This window comes from Chryseobacterium sp. JJR-5R (assembly GCF_034047335.1).
In the GTDB taxonomy this organism is placed as follows: Bacteria; Bacteroidota; Bacteroidia; order Flavobacteriales; family Weeksellaceae; genus Chryseobacterium.
The window spans coordinates 937,016-951,249 of sequence record NZ_CP139137.1 but is presented as its reverse complement, the minus strand read 5'-3'; the positions used below and the strand labels follow the sequence as shown (position 1 = coordinate 951,249).

Annotated in this window: 15 protein-coding genes; 6 read left to right on the top strand and 9 right to left on the bottom strand. The window is 40.4% G+C overall.

The genetic code is table 11. The features are described from left to right. Nucleotides 1-50 precede the first annotated feature (50 nt). Genes SD427_RS04480 through recR form a run of 3 tightly spaced genes read right to left on the bottom strand, consistent with a single transcriptional unit; the run spans nucleotide 51 to nucleotide 2,343 of the window. The gene (locus SD427_RS04480) at nucleotides 51-884 is read right to left on the bottom strand and encodes a glycosyltransferase family 2 protein (protein WP_320560091.1); all 834 of its coding nucleotides are present in this window, start codon (nucleotides 882-884) and stop codon (nucleotides 51-53) included. A gap of 29 nt (nucleotides 885-913) precedes the next feature. Further along, nucleotides 914-1,708 (bottom strand): glycosyltransferase family 2 protein, encoded by a 795-nt coding sequence (locus tag SD427_RS04475; RefSeq protein ID WP_320560090.1) that lies wholly within the window; start codon nucleotides 1,706-1,708, stop codon nucleotides 914-916. Nucleotides 1,709-1,728: 20 nt separating this feature from the next. Continuing rightward, a complete protein-coding gene (gene recR, locus SD427_RS04470; RefSeq protein ID WP_320560089.1) occupies nucleotides 1,729-2,343 on the bottom strand; it encodes a recombination mediator RecR in 615 nt (204 codons plus the stop codon). Between the two features lie 211 nt (nucleotides 2,344-2,554). Between recR and SD427_RS04465 the strand changes: the two genes are divergently transcribed. The 4 genes from SD427_RS04465 (at nucleotide 2,555) to SD427_RS04450 (ending at nucleotide 5,944) form a co-directional block, all read left to right on the top strand. Then, complete coding sequence (locus SD427_RS04465) at nucleotides 2,555-3,160, top strand: hypothetical protein (RefSeq protein WP_320560088.1); 606 nt, start codon at nucleotides 2,555-2,557, stop codon at nucleotides 3,158-3,160. 21 nt (nucleotides 3,161-3,181) lie between these two features. Continuing rightward, the gene (locus SD427_RS04460) at nucleotides 3,182-3,673 is read left to right on the top strand and encodes a hypothetical protein (RefSeq protein WP_320560087.1); all 492 of its coding nucleotides are present in this window, start codon (nucleotides 3,182-3,184) and stop codon (nucleotides 3,671-3,673) included. Between the two features lie 113 nt (nucleotides 3,674-3,786). Then, nucleotides 3,787-5,232 carry an aminoacyl-histidine dipeptidase gene (locus tag SD427_RS04455; RefSeq protein ID WP_320560086.1) on the top strand — a complete coding sequence of 482 codons (1,446 nt, stop codon included), beginning with the start codon at nucleotides 3,787-3,789 and terminating at the stop codon, nucleotides 5,230-5,232. 130 nt (nucleotides 5,233-5,362) lie between these two features. Continuing rightward, nucleotides 5,363-5,944, top strand: a complete 582-nt coding sequence (locus SD427_RS04450; RefSeq protein ID WP_320560085.1) for a TIGR00730 family Rossman fold protein — start codon at nucleotides 5,363-5,365, stop codon at nucleotides 5,942-5,944. A gap of 85 nt (nucleotides 5,945-6,029) precedes the next feature. On the opposite strand, the gene SD427_RS04445 is transcribed toward SD427_RS04450, so the two are convergent. Both SD427_RS04445 and SD427_RS04440 read right to left on the bottom strand, forming a co-directional pair. Further along, on the bottom strand, nucleotides 6,030-6,359 hold the full coding sequence (locus SD427_RS04445; RefSeq protein ID WP_320560084.1) for a 2Fe-2S iron-sulfur cluster-binding protein: 330 nt from the start codon (nucleotides 6,357-6,359) through the stop codon (nucleotides 6,030-6,032). A 66-nt stretch (nucleotides 6,360-6,425) separates the two neighbouring features. Further along, nucleotides 6,426-7,481, bottom strand: a complete 1,056-nt coding sequence (locus SD427_RS04440) for an NAD(P)/FAD-dependent oxidoreductase (RefSeq protein WP_320560083.1) — start codon at nucleotides 7,479-7,481, stop codon at nucleotides 6,426-6,428. A gap of 155 nt (nucleotides 7,482-7,636) precedes the next feature. Here SD427_RS04440 and SD427_RS04435 point away from each other — a divergent pair, with 155 nt between their 5' ends. Beyond that, a complete protein-coding gene (locus tag SD427_RS04435) occupies nucleotides 7,637-8,407 on the top strand; it encodes a DUF3108 domain-containing protein (protein ID WP_320560082.1) in 771 nt (256 codons plus the stop codon). Nucleotides 8,408-8,772: 365 nt separating this feature from the next. Here the strand turns inward: SD427_RS04435 and SD427_RS04430 are convergent, their stop codons facing one another. From SD427_RS04430 to SD427_RS04415, 4 genes are all read right to left on the bottom strand, one after another. Next, nucleotides 8,773-9,417 (bottom strand): response regulator transcription factor, encoded by a 645-nt coding sequence (locus SD427_RS04430; protein WP_320560081.1) that lies wholly within the window; start codon nucleotides 9,415-9,417, stop codon nucleotides 8,773-8,775. After that, on the bottom strand, nucleotides 9,401-11,134 hold the full coding sequence (locus SD427_RS04425) for a HAMP domain-containing sensor histidine kinase (RefSeq protein ID WP_320560080.1): 1,734 nt from the start codon (nucleotides 11,132-11,134) through the stop codon (nucleotides 9,401-9,403). The genes SD427_RS04430 and SD427_RS04425 overlap by 17 nt, the downstream gene beginning before the upstream one ends. 86 nt (nucleotides 11,135-11,220) lie before the next feature. Further along, nucleotides 11,221-12,231 carry a phenylalanine--tRNA ligase subunit alpha gene (gene pheS / locus SD427_RS04420; protein WP_320560079.1) on the bottom strand — a complete coding sequence of 337 codons (1,011 nt, stop codon included), beginning with the start codon at nucleotides 12,229-12,231 and terminating at the stop codon, nucleotides 11,221-11,223. A gap of 124 nt (nucleotides 12,232-12,355) precedes the next feature. Further along, on the bottom strand, nucleotides 12,356-13,015 hold the full coding sequence (locus SD427_RS04415) for a YceI family protein (RefSeq protein WP_320560078.1): 660 nt from the start codon (nucleotides 13,013-13,015) through the stop codon (nucleotides 12,356-12,358). Nucleotides 13,016-13,100: 85 nt separating this feature from the next. On the opposite strand from SD427_RS04415, the gene SD427_RS04410 reads away from it, so the two are divergent. Further along, nucleotides 13,101-14,042 (top strand): ABC transporter ATP-binding protein, encoded by a 942-nt coding sequence (locus tag SD427_RS04410; protein WP_320561015.1) that lies wholly within the window; start codon nucleotides 13,101-13,103, stop codon nucleotides 14,040-14,042. The last annotated feature ends 192 nt before the right edge of the window (nucleotides 14,043-14,234 follow it).

The window sequence follows — 14,234 nt, the reverse complement described above, 5'->3', positions numbered from 1 at the left end:
TATTTTTACATACCCAAAGCAAAAGCAACTCATTTGAGTTGCTTTTGCTTTTACTTTAACTTAGATTTCTCAATTTTATATCTGAGATTCAATCCGGCTTTCAGGAGCATGTATTGCAGCGGCTGGGATTTCCTGTAGTATTTATTTATAAAAATCTGCATGGCTCCGTAAAATCTCTGCAGATAGATCTCATCCTTTACCGTGCTTTCCCCTTTATGATGAAGAATGGAAGCTTGGCCATAATAAAAATTAGTATAACCGTTTTTTAACAAAGTATAACAGAGGTCCACATCTTCACCGTACATAAAATACGCTTCGTCCAGGCCGCCGACTTGATCATAAACCGCTTTTTTGATCAGTAAAAAAGCCCCTGTAACAATCTCTACTTTATCTACAGCCGTTTCATCAATATCATCCCTGTAATATGATTTTGCATTATTCTTTTTAAAATTAACGAACAGCTTTTCAAATGAATTGAACATATCCGGTACAGAACGCTTGCTTTCCGGATGAAAGTTTCCTTCCGCATCGTGCATTCTTACTCCCAGGCACCCGAAATCAGGTTGGGAATCTGCAAAATACAAGATATCTTTCATATAAAATCCTTCAAATTCCGTATCCGGGTTTAAAATCAAAAGGTAATCTCCTTTCGCAGTTTTTATAGCTTTATTATTAGCTTTTGAAAAGCCCGCGTTGGTTTCAGATGCTGTAAAATGAACATCAGGAAATTCCGGAATCAAATCTTTCCAGGAGGAATCAGTAGAAGCATTATCAATTACAATTACTTCATATTCAATATCTGCTACATATTTCCGAACTGACAAAAGACAGCATCTAAGCAACTGGGTGACATTATAATTAACAATAATGATAGACAACCTCATTCATTTCCGGTTTTTATAATAGGTGTTTTTTAACTAAAGTACCATGTTCTTGCCAGCAAAAGTAAGTATTTTGCTTTATAAAAAAATTTGAGAAGAAAATATTGTTTCGAACTGATATGCTTTAATGCATACATTTCTTTAATATTCCTCTGGAAGCCTTTTTCCATCAGGCGAAGATCTGCAGAAAGCCCGGACACGCCGAAGGTTCTTTTTCCTCCACCGGCTATCAAAAGGCTTTCATCAAGTATATACATTTTATTGTGTATTGAGACTTTCATCCAGTAATTGAGATCTTCGGCATATCGCTGATCATCATTAAAATAACCGGTATTGTCAATAATTTTCTTTTTGAACAGCACTGTTGAAGGCTGGGCTTCATTTCTCAGCAGTAATTTTCCAAATGTGATTTCAGCAAGATGGTTTTTCACACGGTAAGGCAGGAGGATCCTGTTATGATTTCTCCGTGTAGCCAGAAAATCTACAGCAAAATCTTTGTTTTCAAGATATGCCAGCTGTCTTTCCGTCTTCAGAGGCAGCCATTCATCGTCCGCATCCAGAAAAGCAATATATTTCCCCGCAGCAATTTTCAGTCCTGCATTTCGGGCCCGGGATACGCCTCCGTTTTCCTGTTCAAGAAACCGGATCTCCATTTCCGGATTTTCCCTGATAAAATTTCCGATAATTTCTTTGCTTAAATCTGTAGATCCGTCATTGATTATAATCACTTCGAATACCTGCAGCCCGACAGTCTGCGCTTTAATTGAGTTCAAAGCATTTACTATCGTATTTTCTGCATTATATACCGGAATAATTATGGAAATCATCAAAACTTATAAATAACGTATCAGGAACCTCCCTCACTGTAAGGCAGCCTGTTCATAATAGACCTTCCCAGAGAAATCTCATCTGCATATTCCAGTTCGTCTCCCACGGAGATTCCTCTTGCAATGCTGGAAAAATTTACCTTAAAGCTTTTAAACCTCTTGTATATGTAATATGCGGTTGTATCCCCTTCCATCGTAGCGCTTAAAGCAAAAATAAGCTCTTTCACCCTTCCTCCGTTCAGTTTTTTTTCAATGCTCGGGATATTCAGCTGGTTGGGGCCCACCCCTTCCATCGGGGAAATCTTGCCGCCTAAAATAAGGTATTTGCCATTGTATTTCCCGGTATTCTCTATGGCGATTACATCCCGGACATCTTCTACGACACAGATTACTTCATCATTCCTTTTTTCATTGCTGCAGATCTCACAGACCTCGAAATCAGAAAAATTATGGCACTCCTTACAATATTTGATATCATTCACCAGACTGATCAGGGAATTTCCCAGGCTCATGGCTCTGGAATTGGGCTGCTTTAATAAATGTAATGCTAAACGAAGGGCTGTTTTCCTGCCGATTCCGGGAAGCCCCGAAATTTCATCCACCGCTTTTGCCAACACTTTACTTGGGTAATCCATTAGGCAAAAATAATAATTAAAGTTGTAAATAATGAATACTCAACAGTCAATTTTAAGCGGATCAGCAATTGAATTCAAGGGCAGATCTGCATTGCCGGATTTTCAGCAGTCATTATCGCGGATCAAACCTCATAATTCATCATCCGTCACGGATAAATGTTAAAAAACCGTTATCTTTGAATACTAAATATTAACTTGAAAAATAAACTTAATGGTACTTAACAATTTAAATTATCCGCTGGATTTTAAATTTAAAATCACAACACTAGCCAGTGATTTCAATATTACGGATAAAAACGGCAATTATGTAGCGTATGTCCGCCAGAAAATGTTCAAATTAAAAGAAGATGTTATTGTTTTCAATGATGAAAGCAAGACAAAAGAACTTTTCAGGATCCAGGCCAACCAGTGGATTGATTTTAATGCGTCCTACTCTATCAAGGATGCCATCAATACAAAGAATTTCGGCAGGCTGGCGAGAAAAGGGATGCGTTCTTTCTGGAAATCTACGTATGACGTTCTGGATGCTGCTGATGCACCAAAGTTCACCATTACAGAAGACAATGCATGGACCAAATTCCTGGACGGAATGGTGAGTGAAATCCCTGTTATAGGTATGTTTACCGGCTATTTCCTTAATCCTGCTTATACGGTAAGAGGAATGGACGGGAAGGAATACTTTAAATTAAAAAAAATGCCTTCATTTTTCGGAAGGATGTTCCAGCTGGACAGGCTCATTGATATTGATGATGAACATGAAAGCCTGGTTATTCTTTCTTTACTGATGATGACGCTTCTTGAAAGAGCAAGGGGATAAATAATACAATACGCCAAAACAATGAAATATATAATCGTTTTTGTCTCAGCCATCATGCTGGTTTCATGTAAAAAAGAACAGAAAACCGCTCAGAATACAGCGCCTTCAGATTCTGTACAAACAGTTCAGGATCATGTACCAAACGAAGTTACTTCCGGGAAAATCATGGTGGAAAGCTTTCCTTTTCCCCAGGAAATTAAAGAATGTTCATGCTATTTTGCGAAAAACAGAGCTGATTTTGAAGCTGAAAAATACATTTATGCCGATGATGCAGGAAAAACCGCCTATATGAAACTGGACGGGAAAAGGTTAGCCATGAACCTGATCTCCTCCAGCGATATGGAATCCGGTGAAGAACTGAGCAAAGAAATAGAAAACGGTGATTACAAGATTTCTGTAAGAGGAAAGAAGGTAAAAGGCGAAGAAGCATTGATATTTGAAGGTTCCATGACCATTGAAAAACCGGACGGCACCAAAGAAACCGTACCTGTTTACGGTGAATGCGGATGCTGACAACCGCTTTCCTGCCGCGTCACAAAACAGTTGACTGCACCGAACCGTAAAAAGAATGCTTCCGTTTAACGGGAGCATTTTTAATTTCGTAATTTTGATAAAAATAAAATTTCATGGAACTATCCACTATCGAACCGCAGATCATCTGGAAAAATTTCTCCAGATTGAATGCCGTTCCGAGACCCTCAAAAAAAGAAGAAAGGGTAATTGCCTTCATCAAAGAATTCGGTGAAAACTTAGGGCTGGAAACCACTGTTGATGAAGTGGGGAACGTTATTATTAAAAAACCGGCCACTGAAAGCATGGAAAACCGCAAATCTGTTGTACTTCAGTCTCACCTGGATATGGTGTGCCAGAAAAACAATGATGTAAATTTTGATTTTGAAACGGAAGGAATCAGGATGGAAATTGACGGAGACTGGGTAAAGGCAAAGGGTACCACTCTGGGAGCCGACAACGGACTGGGAGTAGCTACGATTATGTCGATTCTGGAAAGCAAGGATATTCCCCATCCTGATCTGGAAGCACTTTTCACAATTGATGAAGAGACCGGAATGACAGGCGCTTTAGGGTTAAAACCGGGACAGTTGAGCGGGCAGATCCTTCTTAACCTCGATACGGAAGAAGACGATGAAATCGATATCGGCTGTGCAGGAGGAGTGGATGTTACGATTACCCAGACTTATGAAAAAGAAGAAGTTAAAGGACAGGTTGTGAGGTTTGAAGTGAAAGGCCTTCAGGGAGGCCATTCGGGAATGGATATCCACAAAGGTTTCGGAAATGCGAATGTAATCCTGGGAAGGCTGCTTTATAAGGCTTTGGAAAAAGAAAATATCCAGCTGGTTTCTATTGACGGCGGCGGATTGAGAAATGCAATCCCGAGAGAAGGGGTGGCCATTGCTTCTGTAAGAAATGCCGGTGAATTTATTGAAGAAATAACGGACGGACTGAAAAAAGAAATTTTAGAAGAGTTTGCTACAGTAGAGCCTAATCTCCAGATTAATATTGAAAATTCCACGTCTTCTGAGCATGCGATTTCCGAAGCAGATTCAAAGAAAATCATTTTAACATTGAAATCCCTTCACAACGGGGTATACAGGATGAGCCCGGATGTAAAAGACCTGGTGGAATCATCAAACAATGTGGCAAGGGTTGAATTGAAAGAAGGCAGCCTGAAAATTTTAAACCTTTCAAGGTCTTCTGTAGATTCCTCAAAAGATTCTGTGGCGGAACAACTGAAATCGGTAGCGGAACTGGCAGGAATGAATACGGAATTCAGCGGCTCTTATCCGGGATGGAAGCCGAAGCCAGGCTCTGAGATCGTTCAGCTGATGGAAAAAATATATACTGAAAAGTTCACGGAAAAGCCTCATGTAGTAGCGTGCCACGCCGGTCTGGAATGCGGAATCATCGGGGCCAACTATCCTGAAATGGAAATGGTAAGCTTCGGACCAACGATCCGCGGAGCACACTCTCCGGATGAAAAAGCCAATATTTCTTCCACACAGAAATTCTGGAGTTTTACAAAGGAAATTTTAGCGAATATTCCTTTAAAATAAGAATATAAAATTGTCATATTGAATAACCAAAATCAAAATGATTTTGGTTATTCTTTTTAATTAAACCATTAAGGATTAAGAATGTTAAGCTTAAATCCCTATGATTCAAAAATAGCTTAGATTTAAAACTATGAAAAGCATTACCGTATTCTGCGGATCGAGTTTCGGTTCGGATGATGTCTATAAAGAACAGGCAGCCTTGCTCGGCCGTACCCTGGCAAAACAAAACATCCAATTGGTTTATGGCGGTGCCAACGTCGGTTTGATGGGTGCCGTTGCCGACGGAGCTCTGAGCGAAGGCGGAAAAGTGATTGGTATTCTTCCCCACTTTTTAAAATCCAAGGAAATTGCCCATAACCAGCTGACAGAATTGATCCTGGTAGAAACCATGCATGAACGGAAAACCAGAATGAATGACCTCTGCGACGGCGTGATCGTTCTCCCCGGCGGCTACGGAACGCTGGAAGAGTTTTTTGAAATGATTACCTGGGCACAGCTCGGACTTCATCAAAAGCCAATCGGAATTTTAAATATCGGCGGATTTTATGATGACCTGATTAAACTGGTACAGACCATGGTGGATCAAGGGTTTTTGAAACAGATCAACCGGGACATGCTGCTGATCAGTGATACAATTGATGATTTATTGGAAATGATGAGCAACTATCAGGCTCCGCTGGTTGGAAAGTGGATTTCTAAGGAGGAGGTTTAAAAAAGAAGTTCTTAATCTTAAAATGTAAATAGAAACTCCCGAAGAAAATCTTCAGGAGTTTTTAATATTTTTTAAATAAGAATTTCTAAGGATAAGGAGCGATTTCCACTTCAAGGCCTTCCATTTCCGCAGCGATATGCAGCTGGCATCCCAATCTGCTGTTTGCTTCTACATGGAAAGCTTCTCCCAGCATGGCATCCTCTTCATCACCCATCGGCTCAAGTCCGGGATCATGAGTTACATAGACCTGGCATGAAGCGCACATCGCCATTCCTCCGCATACCCCGATGGTACCTTCTTCCGCCAGTTCATACGAACGGATGATTTCCATTAAGTTCATGGACATATCCGTCGGCGCAACAACATCGTGGGTAACCCCTTCCCTATCGGTAATTTTTATATTTATATCATTCATTTCCTGCTAACTGTTTATTGTTGATGGCAGAGCCTGCAAACTGGCAGCCCATAACCGGCAGCAAATTTAATCAATTTTTTTCACAACGGCTTTCTCCGCTTCCTTTCTGCTTCCGTCGAAACCGTCTACCCCACTCACTGTTGTATATTTCAAGACGAATTTTTTACCCGGATTTAAACGGTTATAGACACTCTGGCACATTAAAGTCGCTTCATGGAACCCGCAAAGGATCAGCTTCAGTTTTCCGGGATAGGTATTGATATCTCCGATGGCATAGATTCCGTCAATATTGGTCTGATAATCCAAAGCATTATTAACAACGATCGCATTTTTCTCAATATTAAGTCCCCATTGGGCAATTTCCCCCAGTTTCGGAGTCAGGCCGAACAAAGGAATGAAGTAATCCGTTTCAATATCAAAGGCTTCCTGTCCGTCAACCTCTACGGTAATGGCTTCCACTTTTCCGTCACCTTTAATGGCCGTAACTTCAGCCGGCGTAATCAGTTTTATTTTCCCCTGGTCTTTCAGAGCCTGCACTTTCTCTACGGAATCCAAAGCCCCGCGGAATTCGTTTCTTCTGTGGATTAATGTTACTTCGCTTGCTACGCTAGAAAGGAAAACACTCCAGTCCAGTGCAGAATCTCCGCCGCCTGCGATGACCACTTTTTTATTCCTGAAATGTTCTGGTTCCTTTACAAAATATTCAAGGCCTTTTTCTTCATAGTCTGCAACATTTGCCATGGTTGGTTTTCTGGGCTCAAAAGTTCCCAGGCCGCCGGCAATGGCGATGGCTTTGCATCTGTGGACCGTTCCTTTGTTGGTGACCACTTCAAACCATTCCTCATCCACTTTGGTGTAGGAAACAGCGGTTTCACCAAGGGTAAAGCCCGGCTGAAACTGTTTGATCTGCTCCATCAGATTATCTACCAGCTCTCCTGCATTCACAGAAGGATACCCCGGAATATCGAAAATAGGTTTCTTAGGATAAAGCTCTGCCAGCTGGCCTCCCGGCTGCGGAAGTGCATCAATGATATGGCACTTCATTTTCAGTAAACCTGCTTCAAATACAGCAAAAAGCCCGGTAGGACCGGCTCCTATGATCAATATATCGGTAGTTATCATAATTATAAGATAATTTAATTATACTTGTGGCTGCAAATTTACTAATTTTAATGCGAAGCCTTTTAATTCAGTCTAAATAAAAAACTGAGATTTATCAAACCTTTCTCATTTTTTTTAATCTAACCACAGGCAACCTTATGATAAAAAATATGATTATGAAGAAATTATTCAATGTACTAACCCTCCTGGTGTTCTTTCTGGGATCCGGGCAGATCAATACTATTGCAGACGGCGAATCCATTACATTACGGATCCATTACGGTTTCCTGAATGCCGGAACGGCCAACCTGAAAGCCCAGAAAACGACCTACAGAGGCACTCCGCACCTGCATGTAAGGGGAACCGGGCAGACTACCGGCGCGGTAAAAGCATTTTTTAAGGTAGAGGATGTGTATGAGAGCTATATCAACATCAATACCCAGCTTCCAAGCTATTATATCAGGAATGTAAAGGAAGGAAGCTACCGCCAGCATCTGGAAACGGCGTTTAACCATGACAACAATACATTGGTGTTAACCGATAAAAAAACGCCGGCCAACGGATCAAAAGTGATCAAGTCTGTGAGAGGCGTCCAGGATATGCTTTCATGTTTTTATTATTTAAGAAGCAAAAGCCCCGCCGAGCTCAAAGTGGGGAATGTAATCAATATGAATGTCTGGATTGATGATGAAATGTTTGCTTTCCAGCTTAAGGTGGCCGGAACTGAAAACCTGAGCACCAAATTCGGTACCATCAATTGTCTGAAAATTATTCCGTCCGTAAAAAGCGGAAGGGTTTTCAAAGAGAAAGAAGGCGTGGTGATGTGGGTATCCAATGACCTCAACCACGTTCCTATGCTTTTGAAAGCAGAACTGGCAGTAGGATCCTTAAAAGCCAGTATCGATGATTTTAAAAATGTAAAATATCCTCTGAAGTTTACCAAATAAAAGAGCCGACTTATTATAAAAATGCCTGCAGGTTCTTCTGCAGGCACTTTTCATGCTATCAACTTAAAGCATCCTTTGATTCAGTATCTATCACAGAGCTGTTAAGCCCTGTAATAAGACACTGTTTTTATCACTTGTGTTTTTTTCTTTAGTTCTGATAATTTTTTCTCATCATCTGTGTTTCAGAACTAAAGGCTTTGGATATAGTTGATTAATAGTTATTATATTGATACAAAGATATCAATAAGCATACTACGTTCATACAATACGGCTTAGATATATATCGGTACGCCTGTAGATATTTTTCTACAGATTGTAAATTTTCCGGATTTAAGTGCATAAAAAAATACCAGCGTGCATTACAGCTACTGATGGTTTTTAATCAGTATGATCAGCTCTACCATATTTTCAATATTGAGTTTTTCAAATATCCTTTTTTTAAGCGTGCTCACGGTATTTTGTTTTATGTTCAGCCGGTTGGAAATTTCAAGATTCCCGTATCCTTCTGCATACAGTTCCGCAATCTGCCGTTCTCTGGCAGAAAGGGATAAGAGGGGATTGATGAGGCTTCTGTTATGCAGTGAACCCATCAGTAATACCTGCGTTGCCTGGGAAACGTATTCCCCATGTTCTATTATTCTCAGAATGGCGTTCCGTATCTCGCCTTCTTCATTCAGCTTGCTTAAAAAGCCGTGGGCACCGGCATCAAGAAATTTAAGCGCATGCATATTTTCATCGATTCCGGTAAAGATCAGGATTTTGGTCTTCGGGCTCAGCTTGATAATTTCAGGCAAGACAGCAAGACTGTTCCCGTCCGGAAAATGGGCATCTATAATGGCAATTGTCACAAGGTTTACTTTCATACATTCCGTAAGCTGATACAGATTGGAAGCATGAAAAACCTCATAATCAAAACCTAAATCATCCAGCAAAAATACAATACCCTGCCTGATAAGGCTGTGATCATCTGCAAGCAAAAAACTGACCGGCTTATTATCTGACTGATTCATAAATATTTAGATTAAGAGAAAAAACAACAGTTGTTCCCTGATTAATTTCACTTGTCACCGATACCGTACCGGAATACAGTTCTGCCAATTCTCTGCATAAACTGAGCCCGAGGCCTGCGCCCAGGTTTTCTACATCATCCGAAAGGATCCCCTGATAATAGGGCTCAAATATATTCCTGAGATCAGAAGGTGAAATCCCTGCGCCGGTATCGCTTATTTCTACATATAAAGAAACGGTATTTTCATTGACGGGCTCTGTCTTTACGGTAACGCTGATGCACCCGTTTTCGGTAAACTTATTGGCATTTCCCAGGATATTCATAAAAATCTGATTGATCTTAATAGGATCTGAATACACGGTAAGCTCAGGCCTGATATCTTCTTTGATGACAAATTCATTGTTCCGGGTCTCTATATAGGGTTCAACAGAACTTAATATCGACTGTATTTCGTTTTTAAGATTAAAAACCGACGGGATCAGTTTATTTTCAACATGCTGGTTTTTGGTATATTCCAAAATCTGGCTGGCCTGCATCAGCAGTGTATTATTGGTAAAGCTTATTGATTTCAAATATTCTTTAATGCTTTCATCTTCTGTTTTCCTGTTGATTCTGTTGATAAAAATACCGATAATCTTCAGCGGCGACCTCAGCTCATGGCTCAGCATGCCCAGGATTCTGTTTTTAAAATTCAGGTTTTCATTGATCTGTTCATTGGCCGCTTTCAGCTTCCTCTCATAGATAAATGCGATCCTGGTCAGAAGCATGATTAATACGGAAACAATGAACATGAGAATCATTGCCCCGAATACCAGATACATCCTGATCCTGCTGTATTTTGAATTCTGCTTGTTATATTCTTTCTCCAGATCCGTTTTGGAATCTTTGATGGTTACTTCATAAATGTTCATCAGGCCATTGCCGTAAACCAGGAGATTACTGAATATCTTAAAAAACTTTCCGTCGTCATTCTGCTTTTCTTTCATGGTAACCTGAATTTTCCTTACTTCGCCGGTGTAATGATGATTGACCAGATTAATAATGCTGTCGAATTCCGCTTTTATATTTGCTGAATTGAGAACCTTTCCCTGCTTTACGGTAATCACAGTACTTTCTTTGCGGATATTTTCCTTTCCGGATATCGCATCGCCCAGTCGTCCGAAAAAGCCTTTTCTCTTAATGGTATCTGAATAGGTTTTTGTTTCGATATTAAATTTATCAAAATTATAGTCAAGGTCGTATTTTTTAAGCTCAGGCAGATCATTTCCGGCCTTAAAGTCTGATTTCACAGAATACTCATAGGTAGAATCAATGAGGGACTGCAGCTTTTTAATCTGCAACGGGTCTTTTCTCTGTGTGGTTGCCGTTACCATATGCTGAAGCCTCGGATATTTGTTCTTATACTGGTTGATACTGTCGAGATTTTTACCGAGCTTGCGTAAAGATGTAAAATAAGATTCCAAAAAAGTATGGTTTTCACTTATAATATATTTCTGAAAATACCCCTGGGCCTCCAGCAGGTCCTTCCTGGAATTATCCGTCAGGTTTTCAAGTGAATGGATTTCCTGCAGCTGTTTTTTAATAAAGCTTATGTTTTTTCCGGTAATGAATTCATTATAAAAAAAAGCGGCAATCAGGAGCTGTATCAAGAGAATACAGATAATCAACGAATAATGAACAATTCTCCTGAATCTGAATTTCAATATTTTCTTAATCATTTGTGTGTGTTTTCAGCTGTTAAAAGTAATAAAAAAATCCTGTAAATTATATTTTACAGGATCTTAAATTTATCTGATACAATCAGTTATAATGTTTTGAACTGCTCCAGTGTTCTGATGTCATTTTCAAAGAACATTCTGATATCGCTCATCTGGTACAGCAGCATCACAATTCTTTCAATCCCCATCCCGAAAGCATATCCGGAGTATTTCTCAGAATCGATATTTACATTTTTCAGAACGGCAGGGTCTACCATCCCGCAGCCCATAATCTCCAGCCATCCGGTTCCTTTTGTAATCCTGTAATCCGTTTCGGAGTTTAATCCCCAGTATACGTCAATTTCAGCACTCGGTTCCGTAAAAGGGAAATAAGAAGGCCTCAACCTGATTTTAGATTTACCGAACAATTCCGTGGTGAAGAACTGAATGGTTTGCTTAAGGTCTGCAAAGCTTACGTTTTCATCAATATACAGTCCTTCAATCTGATGGAAGATACAGTGGGAACGTGAAGAAACCGCTTCATTCCTGAATACCCTTCCCGGAGATAAAATCCTGATCGGCGGCTGGTTTTCTTCCATGTAACGGATCTGTACCGAAGACGTATGCGTTCTTAACAGGATATCCGGGTTCTGCTCAATGAAGAACGTATCCTGCATATCTCTGGCCGGATGGTATTCCGGAAGGTTAAGAGCAGTGAAGTTATGCCAGTCATCCTCAATTTCGGGGCCGTCTGCTACTGCAAAACCGATAGACTTGAAAATCTCGATGATCCTGTTTTTCACTAAATTAATCGGATGCCTGGAACCCAGTTCCAATGGAAAGGCCGGTCTGGTAAGGTCTTCTTTCTCAATGACAACGGAAGAGGCGGAAGCATTTTTTAAATCTTCCAGTTTTGTATTGACAGCCTGCTTCAGCGTATTGATCTTCTGCCCGAAATCTTTTTTCTGGTCATTCGGAACTTCTTTCAATGTTTCATAGAAATCATTCAGAATCCCCTTTTTGCCATTATACCTGATCCGGAAGTTTTCAATGTCTTCTTTAGATGTTGCCTGAAAGCCGTTTACCTCAACGAGTAATTCTTCTATCTTTTCTATCATTGTTTTACCCTTTCAAAATGTTTTGCAAAAATACAGTTTTCCGGTGGAATAACTTTCCTTAAAATGTTAAAAATCTGCCCCGGTTGACGGAGCAGACTTCAATGATTTATTTTACTTGATAAAATTATTTTTTTTCCAGAGCTTTTATGTTGATCTGAAGCGTCATCTCATCTTTAATCACCCCGTTTTCTGCAGGAGCCTTAAATTTTACATCAAATTCTCCCCGGTGGATGTCTTTTGGTTCGGTAGCAATACTTACTTCGCCTTCTTTCACCGAAACATTGGCTTTAAACTGAACCGGCTTTGTAATCCCTTTGACGGTTAAATTACCATCCAGCAGCGTATTATAGTCACCTTCCGCGGATGGCGTTACTTTCGTGATTTCATAAGAAGCAGTGGGAAATTTTTCGACTTCAAAGAAATCGCCGCTTTTCAGGTGCCCGTTCAGCTTTGCTGCCTGTTCAGCATTGTTTTTCAGGTCTTCGGAGGATAAGGAATTCATATCGGCAACAAACTTCCCGCTTTCCAGTTTGCCGTCTTTTACCGTTACGTCACCACTCTCAAATTTGATGGTTCCAAAATGACTTGTGCTTTCAGACTTAAAAATTTTATACCCTTTCCATTCTACCCTGCTGTTCAGCGTATCCACAATAAACGGCTTTCCGTTTCTGGTAGTGGACGCTTCACTGCTTTCGCCGGTTAAAGGTTTTTCCTTTTGGCAGGACATCGCCACGGCCGAGGCAAAAAGCACCGGAACGAAAAGTGAAAACAGCTTTCTTTTCATAATTTATAAAATTTCAATAGTCCCGCTAAGGTAATAAAAAAAATGATCGTTTCCTAAAAACGGCACATTTCACTACATTTGTATGATGCTATTAGAAATAAACAATTTATACTTTTCATACTCCCGGGAGAAGCCTCTGTTTCAGAACCTGAATCTGGCATTTGAAGAAGAAAAGATCATTGCGCTTGCAGGAGAAAGCGGATGCGGGAAATCGACATTATTAAGTCTGATTTACGGACTTCTGGACTGGGAACGCGGCAATATTGTTTTTAACGGGCAGAAGCTGTCCGGCCCGAAAGGCAACCTGGTGCCCGGAGAGGCAGACATGAAGTACGTAGCCCAGAATTTTGATCTGATGCCTTATGCTACGGTAGCCGAAAATGTAGGCAAGTTTATTTCCAATATCCATCTGAAAAAGAAAAAAGAAACCGTTTCCGAACTTCTGGAAGTGGTAGGCCTGGAAGAATTTTCCGGTGTCCTCCCCAAACACCTGAGCGGCGGCCAGCAGCAGCGTGTTGCCATTGCCCGGGCGCTCTCCGTACTCCCCAGGCTCCTGATCCTGGACGAACCGTTCAGCAACCTGGATTTCCCGAGAAAAATAGAGCTGCGCGAAAAATTATTCAGATATGTAAAGCAGCACCATATTACCCTGGTAATCTCCACGCATGAGCTTCAGGATATTATTCCGTGGCTGGACCAGATTATCGTCCTGCAGAATGGAAAGCTGATTCAAAAAGACAATCCTGAGGATACATTCAGGAACCCGTACAATCCATATGTCGCAAAACTTTTCGGGGAAGTGAATATTTTCAGCGAAAGCGAAATGGAAGAATTCCGGCTGCCGAAATTTTCTTATTACCCCAAAGAAATACACGTTGCCGAAAACGGTTTTGAGGCTGAGGTTTCAGAAAGCAGGTTTGCCGGGGATCATTACTGGAATAAAGTGAATATGAAAAACAAGGAACTCATTATTTATACAGATGAGAAACTGCATGGAACAATCAGGGCTTCATTTAAACCGGTGTAAATTCCACAATAGCAATGATGCATTTGCTTTTCAGATTATAAAAGCTAACTGTAAGATTTTCTTATACTTATTGGTTAATTTTTAATAAAAAAAGTACAAATATAAGGATCAGCCTAAAAACTTTTTCTTACATTTGTACTTCCATAGCATAAGGAAACTTTTGGTTAATTCTCTTTCTGCCCCCTGAGACAA